Here is a 15,583-nt window from a genome sequence, read left to right as displayed (position 1 = left end):
CCCGACGCGGCAAGAATTACGACTTAGAGGATTGAACGCATGAGCTCTGGAAAGATTGTCGAAATCATCGGCGCTGTCGTGGACGTGGAGTTTCCCCACGGCGAAGTGCCCAAGGTGTACGACGCCCTCACCCTGGAAAACGGCCTGACCCTCGAGGTCCAGCAGCAGCTGGGTGACGGGGTCGTGCGCACCATCGCCATGGGCAGCACCGACGGCCTCAAGCGTCAGACGGCCGTGACCAGCAGCGGCGGTCCGATCTCCGTGCCGGTGGGTCAGGGGACCCTGGGCCGCGTGATGGACGTCCTCGGGCGGCCGGTCGACGAAGCCGGCGAGGTGGAAACCGAAGAAAAATGGTCCATTCACCGCAAGGCGCCCAGCTTTGACGAGCAGGCGGGTTCAACCGATCTGCTGGAAACCGGCATCAAGGTGATCGATCTGCTGTGCCCCTTTGCCAAGGGTGGCAAGGTTGGCCTGTTTGGCGGCGCCGGCGTGGGCAAGACCGTCAACATGATGGAGCTCATCCGTAACATCGCGATCGAGCACAGCGGTTATTCCGTGTTCGCCGGCGTCGGTGAGCGTACTCGTGAAGGGAACGACTTCTATCACGAGATGAAGGATTCCAACGTCCTCGACAAGGTGGCTCTGGTTTACGGCCAGATGAACGAGCCGCCGGGCAACCGTCTGCGTGTGGCGCTGACCGGTCTGACCATGGCGGAGTACTTCCGTGACGAAGGTCGCGACGTGCTGATGTTCATCGACAACATCTACCGTTATACGCTGGCCGGTACCGAGGTTTCGGCACTGCTGGGCCGCATGCCCTCCGCGGTGGGTTACCAGCCGACTCTGGCGGAAGAGATGGGTGTGCTGCAGGAACGCATCACGTCGACCAAGAAGGGCTCGATCACCTCGATCCAGGCGGTCTACGTGCCGGCGGACGACCTTACCGACCCGTCCCCGGCCACGACGTTTGCGCATCTTGACGCGACCGTCGTGCTGTCGCGCCAGATCGCCGAACTGGGGATCTACCCGGCGGTGGATCCGCTGGATTCGACCTCGCGTCAGCTGGATCCGCAGATCATCGGCCAGCAGCACTACGATACCGCGCGTGCGGTGCAGGGTACGCTGCAGCGCTACAAGGAGCTGAAGGACATCATCGCGATCCTCGGCATGGACGAGCTGTCGGAAGACGACAAGCTGGTCGTGGCCCGGGCCCGCAAGATCCAGCGCTTCCTGTCGCAGCCGTTCTTTGTGGCGGAAGTGTTCACCGGTGCCCCCGGCAAGTACGTGTCGCTCAAGGACACCATCCGTGCCTTCCAGGCCATCGTGGACGGTGAGTACGATCACCTGCCCGAGCAGGCGTTCTACATGGTGGGTACCATCGAGGAAGCCGTCGAGAAGGCCGACAAACTCGGCTAAGGAGCACCTGTCATGCCAATGACAATGCATGTGGACGTGGTCAGTGCCGAGGAGTCCATCTACTCCGGCACGGCCGAGATGATCGCGGCCCCGGCCGAGGAAGGCGAGGTCGGCGTGTATGCCGGTCACCTGCAGATGCTCGTTCGTCTGAATCCCGGCGAACTGCGCATCCAGGAAAAGGAAGGGGCGGAGCCCCAGCCGGTGTTCGTCTCCGGGGGGGTGATGGAGGTGCAGCCGCGCCACGTCACGGTGCTCGCGGATACCGCGGTCCGTGCGAAGGACCTGGACGAGGCCGAGGCGCTCGAGGCCAAGAAGCGGGCGGAGGAAGCCCTGGCCGACAAGCAGGCCGACTTCGATTATGCCAAGGCGCAGGCCGAGCTTGCGGAAGCCGCGGCCCGGCTGCAGATGATCGAAAAGCTGCGTCGGCGCCGCTGAGGCGACGGACACGGCAGGGAAGCAGTGCAAGGCCGCCTGTTCTGGGCGGCCTTGTTGTTTGTGGCCCCGACCGGGCACTCGGGATGGAAGGTGAAACGTGGAAACACTGCATCTGATCATACTGGCGGCGGGCAAGGGGACGCGGATGCGTTCGGCCCTGCCGAAGGTGCTGCAACCGCTGGGTGGGCGCCCGATGCTTGCCCACGTGCTGGAACGGGCGGACGCGCTCCCCGCAGAAGCCAGGCATGTGGTGGTGAGTCACGGACGCCAGGCAGTGGAAGGTGAATTCGCGTCCCGACAGGACATCCACTGGGTGGATCAGGGACACCCTGGCGGGACCGGCCATGCGGTGGCCCGCGCCCTGGAGGCTGTTCCCGACGGGGCACGGGTCCTGGTGCTGTATGGCGACGTGCCGAGGATTCCGGTCGCCGATCTGGAGGGTTGTGCTCGCGCCCGTGAGAGTCTGGCGGTGCTCGGAACGCGGGTGGCCGATCCTCGAGGCTACGGGCGGCTGATCGAAGATGCGCAGGGCAACCTGGAGTGCATTGTCGAGGACAAGGAAGCCAGTGCGTCGGAAGCTGCCGTCACGCGGATTAATACGGGTGTGCTTGCCGGGGATGCGGTCGCGCTGAGGCGATGGCTGGGCGCATGCGCACCGGCGCCGGGTAGCGAACGCGAGTGGTACCTCACGGACGTGGTGGAAGTCGCTCGCGGCGAGGGTCAATCGGTGGCACTGGTCGACAGCGAGGATCCCGATGCCGTTCTGGGCGTGAATGACCGGGCCCAGCTTGCGGTGCAGGAACGTCTGCTCCAGAGGGATATCGCCGAAAAATACATGCGCGAGGGTCTGGCACTGGCCGACCCGGCCCGATTCGATTGCCGCGGTACGCTGCAGTTCGGGCAGGACTGCCGTCTGGACGTGAACGTGGTCCTGGAGGGCACGGTGGTCCTCGGGGACGACGTGAAAATCGGCCCCGGCTGCGTGCTGCGTGACTGTCGTATCGCCTCCGGCGCGCGGCTGCAGCCGTATACGGTGGTTGAGGGCGCGCGGCTCGGTGAGCGGGCCGAGGCGGGCCCGTTCGCGCGCCTGCGGCCGGGCGCCGATCTTGCCGAGGACGTTCGTGTCGGCAATTTCGTCGAGGTGAAGAACGCGCGCCTGGATTCGGGTGCGAAGGCCAACCATCTCGCCTATGTCGGGGATGCCCGTGTGGGTGCCGGCGCCAATCTGGGCGCCGGCACCATCACCTGCAATTACGACGGCGCCAACAAGCATCACACCGAGATTGGTGCGGATGCGTTCATCGGCTCGAATACGGCGCTTGTCGCACCGGTCACCATTGGTGCCGGGGCGACCGTGGGTGCGGGCTCCACCATCAGCCGTGATGTCCCGGACGGGGCCCTGGCGCTCACGCGGGCACCGGCACGAACCGTAGAGGGCTGGCAGCGTCCGGCCAGGCAGCCTGAGTCAGGCGCAGCCGGCCCCAATCCAACCAAAAGCGGGGACTGAACCATGTGCGGACTGGTTGCCGGAATCACCGAACGCAATATCGTCCCGCTGTTGATCGAAGGCCTCCATCGCCTGGAGTACCGCGGCTATGACTCCGCCGGCATTGCGGTCACCGGAGCCGGCGGAATCGACATGGTGCGGACCGAGGGCAAGGTGGCGGCGCTGGAAGATCGCGTCGCCCGGACCGGTATCCACGGTCACGCTGGCCTCGCCCACACCCGGTGGGCGACCCATGGTCGGCCGTCCGAGGTGAATGCCCACCCCCACCTGTCGCGCGACCGGCGTGTCGCCATCGCGCACAACGGCATCATCGAGAACCACGCGGCCCTGCGCGATGCGCTGGCCGACGATGGCTGGGCCTGTGCATCCGACACCGACAGCGAAGTCATCGCCCACCTGGTCGAACAGGCGCTGGAGGCGGGTCAGGAACCGGTGGCGGCAGTCCGGAGCACCTGCGCCCGGCTGCAGGGTGCATGGGCACTGGCGGTGAGTGTTTCCGACGCGCCCGATCGCATCATCGTCGCTCGCCACGGGTCCCCGCTCCTGCTCGGACTGGGAATCGGCGAAAATTTCGCCGCCTCGGACATGCAGGCCCTCCTTCCGGTCACCCAGCGGTTTATCGACCTGGAAGAAGGCGATATCGCTGTGCTCTACCGCGACCGGGTCGAGATCGAGGACGTGGCCGGACAGCCGGTCGTCCGCGAAGCTCGCGAAACCCGGTGCGAGGTGACGATCGCCGACCGCGGCGAATATCGCCATTTCATGCTCAAGGAAATCCACGAACAGCCCCGGGCACTGTACGACACGCTGGCGGGGCGTTTCGGGCACGATGGTGTTCTGCCCAATCTTCTGGGTCCGGACACCGACCGCCTGCTGCAGGAAGTGAGCTCGGTCCAGATCGTGGCCTGCGGCACGAGCTACCACGCGGGGATGGTCGCGCGGTACTGGATCGAGGATTATCTCGGCATGCCGGCACAGGTCGAGGTGGCGAGCGAATACCGTTATCGTCGGCATGTCGTGGCGCCGGGGACCCTGTTGCTGGTGCTGTCCCAGTCGGGAGAAACTGCTGATACTCTCGCGGTCCTGCGCCAGGCGCGGGAAGAGCCCTTCGCCGCGCGTCTCGCCATCTGCAATGTGCCCGAGAGCACCATGGCTCGTCTCGCCGATCTGGTCCTGATGACTCAGGCGGGCCCCGAAATCGGAGTGGCCTCAACCAAGGCCTTTACGACCCAGCTGGCCGCGCTGGCGGTGCTGGTGCTCCTGTTGGGCGATACGGCGCGGGCCGCCCGCCTTGCGGATGGTGATCGCCAGGACGGGATCCGGGCCCTGCAGTCCCTGCCCGCGATGGCGGAAGCCACGCTGCAGCTGGACGGCCGCCTGGCGCAGGTGGCGGAGCATCTCGTGGAACGCCACCACGCGCTGTTCCTGGGCCGCGGTGTGCACTATCCGATCGCCCTGGAAGGCGCCCTGAAGCTGAAGGAGATCTCCTACATCCATGCCGAGGCCTACCCGTCCGGCGAGCTCAAGCACGGTCCCCTGGCGCTCGTGGATGCCGAGATGCCGGTGATCGCGGTCGCGCCGGATGACGCCCAGCTGGAGAAGCTCGCCAGCAATCTCCAGGAGGTGCGTGCCCGGGGCGGCGAGCTCATCGTGATCGGGGAAGCGGCTGCTGCGCGTGCCCTGGGTTCGGATGACACCTGGATCGGGATGCCGCAGAGCGGTCCGCTGAATCCCTGGATCGCGCCGGTACTGTTCGCGATCCCGCTGCAGCTCCTCGCCTATCACACCGCGGTGCTCAAGGGCACGGACGTCGATCAGCCCCGCAATCTCGCCAAGTCCGTGACCGTGGAATAGCGTACATGGCTTGTATTGCCGCGCCGGCTTCGCTAGATTCCCCGGCGTCCTGAAAACCGTGACCGGAGTATCCGATGGATCAGCAACAGATCAATCAGCGCTGCGTCGAACTGTTCAACTCGCCGCGGGTGCAGACCAAGATGTGGAATCCGCGCATGTTCTGGGAGGTGGGGCGTCATCTGAACGTGACCTCCGACCAGCTGACCGATCCGAAGGTGGACGTGGCCGAGCTGGAAGTGATGCTGTCCGCCGCAGCCTACGAGCCGTCCCAGTGCGCGGATGAGGTCAACCAGCGTGAAGGCGGCCGTGCGGACTTCATCCGTCGCGCCGTGCAGTCCGGACAGCGGCCGTTCCTGCGTCGCGCCGACTGACGCGATTTCCGTGTTCGGCCTCCTTGCAGGAGGCGAGCCCCCTCGCCGTTCCGGCGCAGGCATTGGCCGAACGCAAAATCGGCCGGAGGGCCGGCCTCCTGCCGGGGCCAGGGTTCGACCTCCCTGTAGGAGGCGAGCCCCCTCGCCGATTCGGCCCTCTCGCCGACCCGGCATCACGTCCGTTCCGGCGGTCCGCCTCAGGCCCGCAGGAGCGGACCCTCCACCGCTTCACGGGTTTCGCGGCCCGCCAGTTCTTCGATCACCGCCAGGGCGAAATCCATCGCCACCCCGGGGCCACGTCCGGTAATCACGGTACCGTCGATCTCCACGGCCGCTCCGCTCGACTCCACTCCGGTGCCGTCGAGGGCGCCGGTAAAGCAGGTCGCCCGGCGATCCTGCAGCAACCCGGCCTGCGCCAGCACCTTGGGGGCCGCACAGATGGCCGCCACATGCCGGCCGGCTTCTGCCTGTTTCTGCAGCCGCGCGATCAGCCGCGGGTCATCGCGGAGATGATTCGCGCCCGGCAGTCCCCCGGGAATGGCAATCAGATCGAAATCCTCGCCGACGGCCGTTTCGAGGTCGCTGTCCGGCTGGATCACCGTAGCACGCGAGCAGGTGACCGGCCCGGCCTCCTGGCCGGCCACCGTGACCTCGAAGCCGGCCCGCCGGAACAGGTCGATCATGGTCACGGCCTCCAGCTCTTCCGAGCCGGAGGCCAGAGGTACGAGCACTCGCGTCATCGCGCTCCTCCCAGCTAGCGTCCGTTGTAGAAATTCAGGCCCTTGAGGAGATTGAGGGCCTCGTTAAGCCCGAAGTCGCGCTCGGCCAGGCTTTCTTCTTCCTCGTCTTCGACGTCTTCAGGCAGGTCGCGCCGCGCGGGTTCATCGTCTTCCGACCGCGACACCCGCAGTCTCTCGTCGAGCGCGATGTCCGGATTGATGCCTTCGTCCTGGATGGACCGGCCGTCCGGGGTGAAGTAGCGTGCGGTGGTCAGCTTGATCCCGGTCTGCTCGGACAGCGGCAGGATGGTCTGCACCGATCCCTTGCCGAAGCTGTTCTGTCCCATGATGATCGCGCGACCGTGGTCCTGCAGAGCACCCGCGACGATTTCCGAAGCCGATGCCGAGCCGCGGTTAACCAGCACCACCATCGGCACGCCATCGAGGACGTCCCCCGGCGAGGCGTCATATTCGATCTGCGCCTCGTCCAGACGGCCCTCGGTGTAGACGATGCGTCCACCGTCCAGGAAGGCGTCGGACACGCCCACGGCGCCGTTGAGGATTCCGCCCGGGTTGTTGCGCAGGTCCAGGACCAGGCCCTTCAGTCCGTTGGCCTCCTTGAGCTCCTCGATCGCGCTGACCAGATCCCGCGCCGTGCGCGTCTGGAAGTTGCTGACGCGTACGTAGCCGTAGCCGTCTTCCAGCATCTCGGAGCGGACGGATTCCACCTGGATGATGTCGCGCGTGATCGTGATCTCCAGCGGCTGATCCTCGCCGTCGCGCACCACCGTCAGGGTGATGTCGGAACCCTGTTCGCCGCGCATCCGGCTGACGGCATCCGACAGGGTCATGCCGCGCACCGAGTCGCCGTCCAGACGCACGATGAGGTCACCCGCCTGGATGCCCGCACGCTCCGCGGGCGTATCGTCGATCGGAGCGATGACCTTCACGAACCCGTCTTCCATCCCGACCTCGATCCCGAGGCCGCCGAACTCGCCCGAGGTTCCCGCTTCCATGTCACGGAAGTCGTCCTCGTCGAGGTAGGAAGAGTGCTCGTCGAGCCCCGTCAGCATGCCCTGAATGGCGTTGTCCAGCAGCTCGCTGTCGTCGACTTCCTCGACGTAATTGCGCTTGATGCGCATGTAGACGTCGGTGAAGCGCTGCAGGTCCTCGACCGGCAGTGCCGACAGACCGGCGGCATCGTCGCGCCCGGCGTACACGCCAACGGAGACGCTCAGCATGATGCCCAGAACGAGGCCGGTGAGCAGGCCGTAGCCGGAATGGAAAAGCTTGTTCATCAGAGTATCCCTTGTCCGAGGTCTTTCTGCGGTTATGCTCCGAATTCTAGCATTCCGCCCTTACTGTGACGGCCACCATGCCTGCGGGTTCAATGTCCGCCCCTCACGCCGCACTTCGAAGTACAGTCCCGGCGCGATGGCGGGGCTGCCTTCCCCGGCGCGTCCCACCGGCTCGCCTGCATCGGCCGATTCCCCCGGCCCGGCGAGGATGTCTTCGAGGTTGCCGTACAGCGTCAGATAACCGTCCCCGTGATCCAGGATCACCAGGAACCCGTAGCCCTGCATCCAGTCCGCATAGACCACGCGACCCTGATGCACTGCCCGCACCGGCGCGCCGGAGGGCGCCTCCAGTACTACCCCGTTCCACTGGCTGCGCAGACTGCCCCGGCGTTCGCTGCCGAAATCGCGGATGACCGGCGCATCCACCGGTCGCGGCAACTCCCCTTCCAGATCCGCGAACGGGACATCCGGATTGACTGCGCGGGACCGAGGGGCTGCCTCCTCGCCCGATTCTTTTTCGCGGCTGGTGGCACGGCGTTGTTCTTCGATCTCCGTGATCACGCGATCCAGGGTTTCGGCGTTGCGTTCGAGGCGCTCCAGCTCGAGTGCCTCGTCTTCCATTGCCGCCTCGAGTTCCTCCAGTGCCGCCCGGCGGGCCGCTTCCTGGCGCTCCAGCTCGGCCATCGCTTCGCGGGTTTCGGTTTCGCGACGTGCCAGCCGTTCGCGCTCCTCGGTCAGCCCGGCACGGGCCGCCTGCAGCTCCTCGATCCGTTCGTGCAGGCCTGCCAGGGTCCGTTCCCGCGCCTGCTGAATGGCGGCCGCGTAAACGGGGTGGTGCCGCTGTCCGCCTTCCGTCGGTCGCTCACGCTGCCCGTGGCGCGCCTGCAGCCACTGGTCATGCACCAGTCGCGCCGCGTCGTGTCGCTGCTCGTGCAGCCGTTCCTCGCGCCGGGCCACGCGGGCCTCGTGCTCGGCAATCACCTCCTCCTGGGCCTCGCGGCGGCGTTTCAGTTCATCCAGACGCTCGCGTTGTTCGCCTGCGCCCCGGGCGGACGCGGCGATCCGGTCTTCCAGATCGGCGACTGCCTCGCGGCGTTCCTCCAGCGAACGTTCGACGTCCCGGATGGCCTCCAGGGTCTTTTCCAGCTCCGCCTCGGGTTCCAGTGCCGTGGCCGGCACGGCAACCAGCAGGCCCGCCAGCAGCAGGCCAACCCATGAAAGCGACAGGGACAAGATTGCGTGAATCCGCATATCGGGGTACGTTTGCGTTCTAATATTCTCACCCAGTGGCAGGGGTCATGCCCCTCCGAACGAGAGGCTGCCGTGAGCGACGAACCGTGCATCGAAGACGAACTGATGTCGCAGGACGAGGATATCGAGAGGGCCTCGCGCTCGCTCAAGGCCATGTCCCATCCGCTGCGGCTCAAGATCCTGTGCATTCTGGGCGACCGGGAGGTCAGCGTACAGGAAATCGTGGATCAGGTCGGGACCTCGCAGAGCAATATTTCCCAGCACCTCGGAATCCTGCGTGACAAGGGCATCCTGGCCACGCGCAAGGACGCGAATCGGGTCTATTACCGCGTGGGGGACTCCCGCACCCTGCGCCTGATCGGTATGATGCAGGACGTCTTCTGCCGTTCCTGAATCCCGACCGGTCTCCCGCATGCTTGAACGACTGCCCGAATTCCTCGCCAACAACCCGATTCTGACGGGTGCCCTGATCGCGGTGCTTGCCCTGATCATCTACGCCGAATTCCGGCGCCTGACGCGCAAGTACCGCGAGCTGGCGCCCACCGAAGCGGTGCGCGTGATGAACCAGGATGATGCCCTGGTGCTGGATGTGCGCGAGCACAACGAGGTCTCCGGCGGCCGCATCGGTGGCGCGAAGCATATCCCCCTCGGCGAACTGAAAAAGCGCATGCAGGACATCGAGGCGTGGAAATCCAGCCCAGTGGTGGTGTATTGCCGCAGCGGCAACCGGTCCTCCATGGCCGCGAACCAGCTGACGGCGGCTGGCTTCGAGGACGTGGTCAATCTTTCCGGTGGCATCCAGGCATGGGAAAATGCGGGCATGCCGCTGAAGAAGAAGTGACATGCGCTTCGAGGTCTACTCTACCGGGCACTGCCCGTTCTGCATCCTCGCCCGCCGCCTGCTGAACCAGCGCGACCTCGGCTTCGACGAATACCGCATCGACCGGGACTCCGGGCTGCGCCACGAGATGGAACAGCGGGCGGACGGACGCACCAGCGTCCCGCAGATCTTCCTGGGGGACACCCATATCGGCGGCTACGATGAACTCCAGGCCATGGAACGGTCCGGCGAGCTGGACCGCCTGATCGAGGCCTGCGGGGGTGTGGACGCCGGCGATTCCACGAACACCTGAAAGGATCCGAACGCACCATGGCTGAAGAAAACCAGACCGACGCGGCCGCACAGGGCGGCCAGGGCTCCGACGGCCCCGAATTCTCCATGCAGAAGGTCTTCATCAAGGACCTGTCCTTCGAGGCCCCCGGCGCCCCGGAGATCTTCCTCAAGGAATGGAAGGGCGAGACCGGCATTCAGCTCAACACCCAGGCGCGCCCGGTGGGCGAGCAGGAAGGGGTCTACGAGGTCGAGCTGGGCCTGACGGTCACCACCGAATCCAACGGCGAGACCGGCTACCTGGTCGAGATCAAGCAGGCCGGGGTGTTCATCGTGCGCGGTTTCTCCGAGGAGCAACGCAATCAGCTGCTGGGCGCCTACTGCCCCAATGCGCTGTTCCCCTTCGCCCGCGAGACGGTTGCCGACCTGGTCCTGAAGGGCGGTTTCCCGCAGCTGCTGCTGCAGCCGGTCAACTTCGACGCGCTGTATGCCAAGCACCTGAAGGAACAGCAGGAAGGTTCGGGTCAGGGCCAGGGAGGCAACGGCGCCGCCGTCACGGCCAGCGAAAACCCCTGAGCCGGCGGCCCGGCGCATGCGCATCGCGGTACTGGGGGCCGGCTCCTGGGGCACCGCGCTGGCGGTGCATGCCGCCCGCCTGCACGACGACGTGCGGCTGTGGGGACGTTCACCGGAGACTGCCGCGCGCCTTGAGCGGGAACGCGAAAACCCCCGTTACCTGCCCGGCCTGACCTTCCCGCGCAACCTCCGGGTCAGCGCCGACCCGGATCTCGTCGTCGGGGTGGATCTGGTGCTGGTGGTGGTGCCGTCCGGCGCGTTCCGCGAGACCCTGCGCTGGCTGCGGCCCCGGCTGGAACCGGGGCAGGTCGTGGCCTGGGCCACCAAGGGGCTGGAAACCGCGACCGGCGACTGGCTGCATGAGGTCGCGGAGGCCGAACTGGGGCCGGATCAGCCCGCCGCCCTGATTTCCGGTCCCTCGTTCGCGGCCGAGGTCGCGCGCGGTCAGCCCACTGCCCTCACCGCGGCCTCGGCCGACCCGGAGCGCCGGCGACGTCTGGCGGATGCCTTCCACGGCGGTTCCATGCGCATCTACGGCAACCCCGACGTGATCGGCGTGGAGCTCGGCGGGGCGTTCAAGAACGTCCTCGCGGTGGCCTCCGGCATCGCCGACGGGGCCGGGTTCGGCGCCAATGCCCGCGCCGCGCTGCTGACCCGCGGGCTGGCCGAGCTGCAGCGCCTGGGCGAGGCCCTGGGGGCGCGGCCGCAGACCCTGACCGGGCTGTCCGGACTCGGCGACCTGCTGCTCACCTGCACCGATGACCAGTCGCGTAACCGCCGTGTCGGTCTTTTGCTGGGCCAGGGTTACGACCTGGCGACCGCGCGCGAGCGGGTGGGCCAGTCGGTGGAAGGGGTCGAGACCGCGCGCGTGGCGGTGGAACGCGCGCATGCCGCCGGCGTGGAGATGCCGATCTGCGAGGAGGTGCACGCGGTGCTCTACCGTGGCCGGCGGGTGCACGACGCGGTGCGGCGCCTGCTGGAGCGCGACCCGGTCGCCGAGAATATCTGACCCATCGGCTCATTCGCCGCCGGCGAAGTCCAGCTGGCGCCAGGCCTCGTAGATCACCGCCGCGACCGAATTGCCGAGATTGAGGCTGCGGCTGCCGGGCTGCATCGGCAGCCGCAGGTGTCGCTCCTCCGGGATCGCGTCCAGTTCCTGCTGCGGCAGGCCGCGGCTCTCGGGGCCGAACAGGAAGGCATCGCCGGCGGCGAACGCCGGGGTATCAAAGCGGCAGGTGCCGCGCGTGGTGATCGCGAACACCCGCCGCGGGGCCACGGATTCCCGCCAGGCGGCCAGGCTGTCATACTCGCGGACCCGGGCCCATTCCCGGTAATCCAGCCCCGCGCGGCGCAGCCGGCTCTCGTCGAGGCTGAAGCCCAGCGGGTGGATCAGATGCAGGGCCGCCCCGGTGTTGGCGGCCAGACGAATGACGTTCCCGGTGTTCGGCGGGATCTCGGGCTGATACAGGACGATGTGAAACATGAGCGAAGCGCGCGACGATTCGCGGCTCTCCCTGGAATTCTGCGGGCTGCATTTCAACACGCCTCTGGTGCTGCTGTCCGGCTGTGTCGGGTTCGGCGAGGAATATACCCGGGTGGCCGGCTTTTCCAACCGGGATGCCGGTGCGGTGTGCCTCAAGGGCACCACCGGGGCCGCCCGGCCCGGCAACCCCCCGCACCGGGTGTACGAGACCCCGGAGGGCATGCTCAACGCCATCGGCCTGCAGAACCCCGGGGTCGAACAGGTGGTCGGCGGGATCCTGCCGGGGCTGGATTACGACGAGACGCGCTTCATCGCCAACGTTTCCGGCTCCACCATCGAGGAATACATCGCGGTCACGCGGGCCTTCGACGATTCCCCGGTGGACGCGATCGAGATCAACATCTCCTGCCCCAACGTGAAGGAAGGCGGGGTCGCCTTCGGCAATGACCCGGACATGTCCGCGCGGGTGGTCGAGGCCTGCCGCTCGGTCACGCAAAAGCCCCTGATCACCAAGCTCTCGCCCAACCAGACCGACATCGCGGAGAACGCCCGGCGCTGCATCGAGGCGGGCACCGACGGCTTTGCCGTGATCAACACCCTGATGGGCATGGCGGTGGATGCCGAGAGCGGCCGCGCGGTGATCGGCAACAACCAGGGCGGGTTGTCGGGCCCGGCGATCAAGCCGGTGGCGCTGCTGAAGGTCCACCAGGTCCACCAGGTAGCCAGGGCCCATGGCATCCCGATCATCGGCCAGGGCGGGGTCACCCGCGCCGAGGATGCCCTGGAGTTCCTGCTCGCGGGGGCCAGCACCGTGGGCGTGGGCACCGGTCTGTTCTACGATCCGCTGTGCCTGCCAAAGATCCTCGCGGGCATCAACGACTACATGGACCGCCACGGGATCGGCCACGTGAGCGAGCTGACCGGGCGGCTGCAGCTGAACGAGGGGTTCTCCGGCTGCGGCGCCTGACGCGCCGGCAGCGGCCGGGCCCGCCGGTTACGGTCGCTCCTCGTTCATACCCAGCTCCTGGATCTTGCGCGTCAGCGTGTTGCGGCCCCAGCCCAGCAGGGCCGCGGCCTGCTGGCGGTGTCCGCCCGAGGCCCGCAGCGCCTCGCGGATCAGCGTGCGTTCCATCGCCGGCTGCAGGCTTCCCAGCACGTCCCGGTCGCCACGTTCCCAGTGCTCGCGGGCCACGCGCGCCAGTTCATCGGTCCACTCCCGGGGTTCGACCGGCACGGTCCGGGCCGGTCCCGGTTGCGGCGTATCCGTGGACCGGGGCGCGTCATCGCGGCGCAGTTCCGCCGGCAGGTCGTCCAGGTGCACCTCGCGTCCGGAGGCCATCACCGTCAGCCAGCGACAGGTGTTTTCCAGCTGGCGCACATTGCCCGGCCATGGCAGGCGCTGCATCTCCGCGACCACCTCGGGGCGCATCACCTTGGGCTCCACGCCCAGCTCGGTGGCGACCTCGCTCATGAAATGATTCACCAGCAGCGGGATGTCTTCCGGCCGCTCGCGCAGCGACGGCACATGGATGCGGATCACGTTGAGGCGGTGGAACAGGTCCTCGCGGAACTGACCCGCGCGCACTCGCTCCTCGAGGTCCTGGTGGGTCGCGGCGATGATGCGCACGTCGGTATGGATGGGGGTATGCCCGCCCACCCGGTAGAAGGTCCCGTCGGCCAGCACCCGCAGCAGGCGGGTCTGCAGGTCGAACGGCATGTCGCCGATCTCGTCGAGGAACAGGGTCCCGCCGTCGGCCTGCTCGAAGCGGCCCTTGCGGGTCTGGCTGGCGCCGGTAAAGGCCCCCCGCTCGTGGCCGAACAGCTCGCTCTCGAGCAGGTCCTTGGGGATGGCCGCGGTGTTCAGGGCGATCAGCGGCTGCCCCGCCCGCGGACTGTGCTGATGCAGCGCGCGTGCGACCAGCTCCTTGCCGGTGCCCGATTCGCCGTTGATCAGCACCGTGATGTTGGAGCGTGACAGGCGGCCGATGGCGCGGAACATCTCCTGCATCGCCGGCGCCTCGCCGATGATCGGGGTTTCCTCGGCGCTGCCCTCGTCGGGCGTTGCGGCCGCCAGGCTGTCACGGCGAGCCTCCAGGGCACGCTGAACCAGGGCCACCGCCTCGTCCACGTCGAACGGCTTGGGCAGGTATTCGAACGCCCCGGTCTGGTAGGCGCCCACCGCGCTCTCCAGATCGGAGAATGCGGTCATGATGATCACCGGCGGCGCGTCACCCCGGCTCTGCATGCGCGCCAGGAAATCGAGCCCGTTGAGCCCCGGCATGCGAATGTCGGCGACGATGGTGTCCGGGGTGTCTTCCGTCTCCAGGGCCGCCCATGCCGCGTCGGCGGACTCGAACCCGCGCACCGCGATATCGGATCGGCTCAGGGCGCGTTCCAGCACCCAGCGGATGGAATCGTCGTCGTCGATGATCCAGACCGTCGGAGTCATGCGTCGGGGCTCTCGCTGGCGGGCGGTCCGGCCACGGGCAGGAGGATGTCGAAGCGCGTGGAGCCGGGCCGTGAATGGCATTCGATCAGGCCGTCATGCAGCTGCACCAGGCTCTGCGCGATCGGCAGCCCCAGGCCGGTGCCACTGGCGCGACCAGTGATCATGGGAAAGAAGATCCGTTCGCGGACCTCCTCGGGGATTCCGGGGCCATTGTCGCGCACGCTCAGGCGCGCCACCAGCCGGTGCCGTTTGCCGGAAACGGTGTACTGGCGCAGGATGCGCGAGCTCAGCACGATCTCGCCCTCGTCACCCAGAGCCTGCAGCGCGTTCTGCACCAGATTGAGCAGCGCCTGTACCAGCATGTCGCGATCCGCTTTGATCTCCGGGATCGACGGGTCGTAGTCGCCGCGGATCTTCACGCCCAGCGGCAGCTGCACACTGATCAGGCCGCGCACGTGCTCGAGGATCTCGTGCAGGTTGACCGATGTCCGTTGCGGCATGTTGTTGGGGCCCAGCATGCGGTCCACCAGGGCACGCAGGCGGTCGGCCTCGTGGATGATGATGCGTGTGTATTCGCGCAGGTCGGGATCATCCAGTTCCCCGGCCAGCAGCTGCGCGGCACCGCGCAGGCCGCCCAGCGGGTTCTTGATCTCGTGCGCCAGCCCGCGCGTGACTGCGCGCGAGATGGCCTGCTGCTTCTGTAGCTGCTCCTCGCGCGAGATCCGTTCGTGGCGGTCGATGGCGCTGAGCTCGAACAGCAGCCGCCCGGGTTCGTCGCCCTCGCCCTGCAGCGGGGTGATGATCACATCGGCGAGGAAGCTCTCCGCGCGCAGGGGTTCCATCTGGCGCGCCCGCAGGGTGATCGGCTGGTCCTGGACCAGCGCGCTGCGCAGGCGTGTGGACAGGTTGCGGTCCAGATGCAGCCAGTGGCCGAGCGGGTGCCCGAGGATGCGTTCGCGGCTGAGTCCCAGAAGGACCTCGGCGGAACCGTTCATGGCCTGCAGCCGCAGTTCTCCGTCGGTGACCATGACGGCCGTGGACAGGTCGTCCCACCACGGAGGGGTGGGCAGCGGAGGGGACGGACGGGGCGTATGCGGACTCATCATCCGGCTT

At 67.3% G+C, this 15,583-nt stretch carries 17 protein-coding genes; 11 read left to right on the top strand and 6 right to left on the bottom strand.

Features of this window, described 5'->3' with window-relative positions; translation table 11 throughout:
• Positions 1 to 39: 39 nt before the first annotated feature.
• The 5 genes from atpD (at position 40) to D577_RS0109425 (ending at position 5,583) form a co-directional block, all read left to right on the top strand.
• Complete coding sequence (gene atpD / locus D577_RS0109445) at positions 40 to 1,416, top strand: F0F1 ATP synthase subunit beta (RefSeq protein ID WP_018947239.1); 1,377 nt, start codon at positions 40 to 42, stop codon at positions 1,414 to 1,416.
• A 12-nt stretch (positions 1,417 to 1,428) separates the two neighbouring features.
• Complete coding sequence (locus D577_RS0109440; RefSeq protein ID WP_024328652.1) at positions 1,429 to 1,851, top strand: F0F1 ATP synthase subunit epsilon; 423 nt, start codon at positions 1,429 to 1,431, stop codon at positions 1,849 to 1,851.
• Positions 1,852 to 1,948: 97 nt separating this feature from the next.
• Complete coding sequence (glmU, locus tag D577_RS0109435) at positions 1,949 to 3,358, top strand: bifunctional UDP-N-acetylglucosamine diphosphorylase/glucosamine-1-phosphate N-acetyltransferase GlmU (protein WP_018947238.1); 1,410 nt, start codon at positions 1,949 to 1,951, stop codon at positions 3,356 to 3,358.
• A gap of 3 nt (positions 3,359 to 3,361) precedes the next feature.
• A complete protein-coding gene (gene glmS / locus D577_RS0109430; RefSeq protein WP_018947237.1) occupies positions 3,362 to 5,212 on the top strand; it encodes a glutamine--fructose-6-phosphate transaminase (isomerizing) in 1,851 nt (616 codons plus the stop codon).
• A gap of 74 nt (positions 5,213 to 5,286) precedes the next feature.
• Positions 5,287 to 5,583 carry a hypothetical protein gene (locus tag D577_RS0109425; protein ID WP_018947236.1) on the top strand — a complete coding sequence of 99 codons (297 nt, stop codon included), beginning with the start codon at positions 5,287 to 5,289 and terminating at the stop codon, positions 5,581 to 5,583.
• A 197-nt stretch (positions 5,584 to 5,780) separates the two neighbouring features.
• Here D577_RS0109425 and D577_RS0109420 read toward each other — a convergent pair whose 3' ends face one another.
• Genes D577_RS0109420 through D577_RS0109410 form a run of 3 tightly spaced genes read right to left on the bottom strand, consistent with a single transcriptional unit; the run spans position 5,781 to position 8,851 of the window.
• Entirely contained in the window at positions 5,781 to 6,323 is a 543-nt protein-coding gene (locus D577_RS0109420; protein ID WP_018947235.1) for a DJ-1 family glyoxalase III, read from the bottom strand.
• 14 nt (positions 6,324 to 6,337) lie between these two features.
• On the bottom strand, positions 6,338 to 7,600 hold the full coding sequence (locus tag D577_RS0109415) for a S41 family peptidase (protein WP_018947234.1): 1,263 nt from the start codon (positions 7,598 to 7,600) through the stop codon (positions 6,338 to 6,340).
• A 60-nt stretch (positions 7,601 to 7,660) separates the two neighbouring features.
• A complete protein-coding gene (locus D577_RS0109410) occupies positions 7,661 to 8,851 on the bottom strand; it encodes a murein hydrolase activator EnvC (RefSeq protein ID WP_026288997.1) in 1,191 nt (396 codons plus the stop codon).
• A gap of 105 nt (positions 8,852 to 8,956) precedes the next feature.
• On the opposite strand from D577_RS0109410, the gene D577_RS0109405 reads away from it, so the two are divergent.
• The 5 genes from D577_RS0109405 to D577_RS0109385 are packed head-to-tail and all read left to right on the top strand — an operon-like array spanning position 8,957 to position 11,547.
• Complete coding sequence (locus D577_RS0109405) at positions 8,957 to 9,244, top strand: helix-turn-helix transcriptional regulator (RefSeq protein WP_051073636.1); 288 nt, start codon at positions 8,957 to 8,959, stop codon at positions 9,242 to 9,244.
• A 19-nt stretch (positions 9,245 to 9,263) separates the two neighbouring features.
• Positions 9,264 to 9,692: a rhodanese-like domain-containing protein gene (locus D577_RS0109400; RefSeq protein WP_018868916.1), complete on the top strand. Its 429-nt coding sequence runs from the start codon at positions 9,264 to 9,266 to the stop codon at positions 9,690 to 9,692.
• 1 nt (position 9,693) lies between these two features.
• A complete protein-coding gene (grxC, locus tag D577_RS0109395) occupies positions 9,694 to 9,984 on the top strand; it encodes a glutaredoxin 3 (protein WP_018868917.1) in 291 nt (96 codons plus the stop codon).
• Positions 9,985 to 10,001: 17 nt separating this feature from the next.
• On the top strand, positions 10,002 to 10,538 hold the full coding sequence (gene secB, locus D577_RS0109390; protein WP_018868918.1) for a protein-export chaperone SecB: 537 nt from the start codon (positions 10,002 to 10,004) through the stop codon (positions 10,536 to 10,538).
• A 16-nt stretch (positions 10,539 to 10,554) separates the two neighbouring features.
• Entirely contained in the window at positions 10,555 to 11,547 is a 993-nt protein-coding gene (locus D577_RS0109385; protein ID WP_018947232.1) for an NAD(P)H-dependent glycerol-3-phosphate dehydrogenase, read from the top strand.
• A 9-nt stretch (positions 11,548 to 11,556) separates the two neighbouring features.
• Here D577_RS0109385 and D577_RS0109380 read toward each other — a convergent pair whose 3' ends face one another.
• A complete protein-coding gene (locus tag D577_RS0109380; protein ID WP_018947231.1) occupies positions 11,557 to 12,021 on the bottom strand; it encodes a tRNA (cytidine(34)-2'-O)-methyltransferase in 465 nt (154 codons plus the stop codon).
• Between D577_RS0109380 and D577_RS0109375 the strand changes: the two genes are divergently transcribed.
• Positions 12,020 to 12,988 carry a dihydroorotate dehydrogenase gene (locus D577_RS0109375; RefSeq protein ID WP_018947230.1) on the top strand — a complete coding sequence of 323 codons (969 nt, stop codon included), beginning with the start codon at positions 12,020 to 12,022 and terminating at the stop codon, positions 12,986 to 12,988. The genes D577_RS0109380 and D577_RS0109375 overlap by 2 nt on opposite strands.
• Positions 12,989 to 13,015: 27 nt before the next feature.
• Here D577_RS0109375 and ntrC read toward each other — a convergent pair whose 3' ends face one another.
• The gene (ntrC, locus tag D577_RS0109370) at positions 13,016 to 14,470 is read right to left on the bottom strand and encodes a nitrogen regulation protein NR(I) (RefSeq protein ID WP_018947229.1); all 1,455 of its coding nucleotides are present in this window, start codon (positions 14,468 to 14,470) and stop codon (positions 13,016 to 13,018) included.
• Entirely contained in the window at positions 14,467 to 15,573 is a 1,107-nt protein-coding gene (glnL, locus tag D577_RS0109365) for a nitrogen regulation protein NR(II) (protein ID WP_024328660.1), read from the bottom strand. Before glnL ends, ntrC begins: the two co-directional genes overlap by 4 nt.
• Between the last annotated feature and the right edge of the window lie 10 nt (positions 15,574 to 15,583).

It is taken from the genome of Thioalkalivibrio sp. AKL17 (assembly GCF_000377885.1).
In the GTDB taxonomy this organism is placed as follows: Bacteria; Pseudomonadota; Gammaproteobacteria; order Ectothiorhodospirales; family Ectothiorhodospiraceae; genus Thioalkalivibrio; species Thioalkalivibrio halophilus.
Note: the sequence above shows the minus strand (reverse complement) of the source record. Positions and strands in the feature narration are given on the sequence as shown.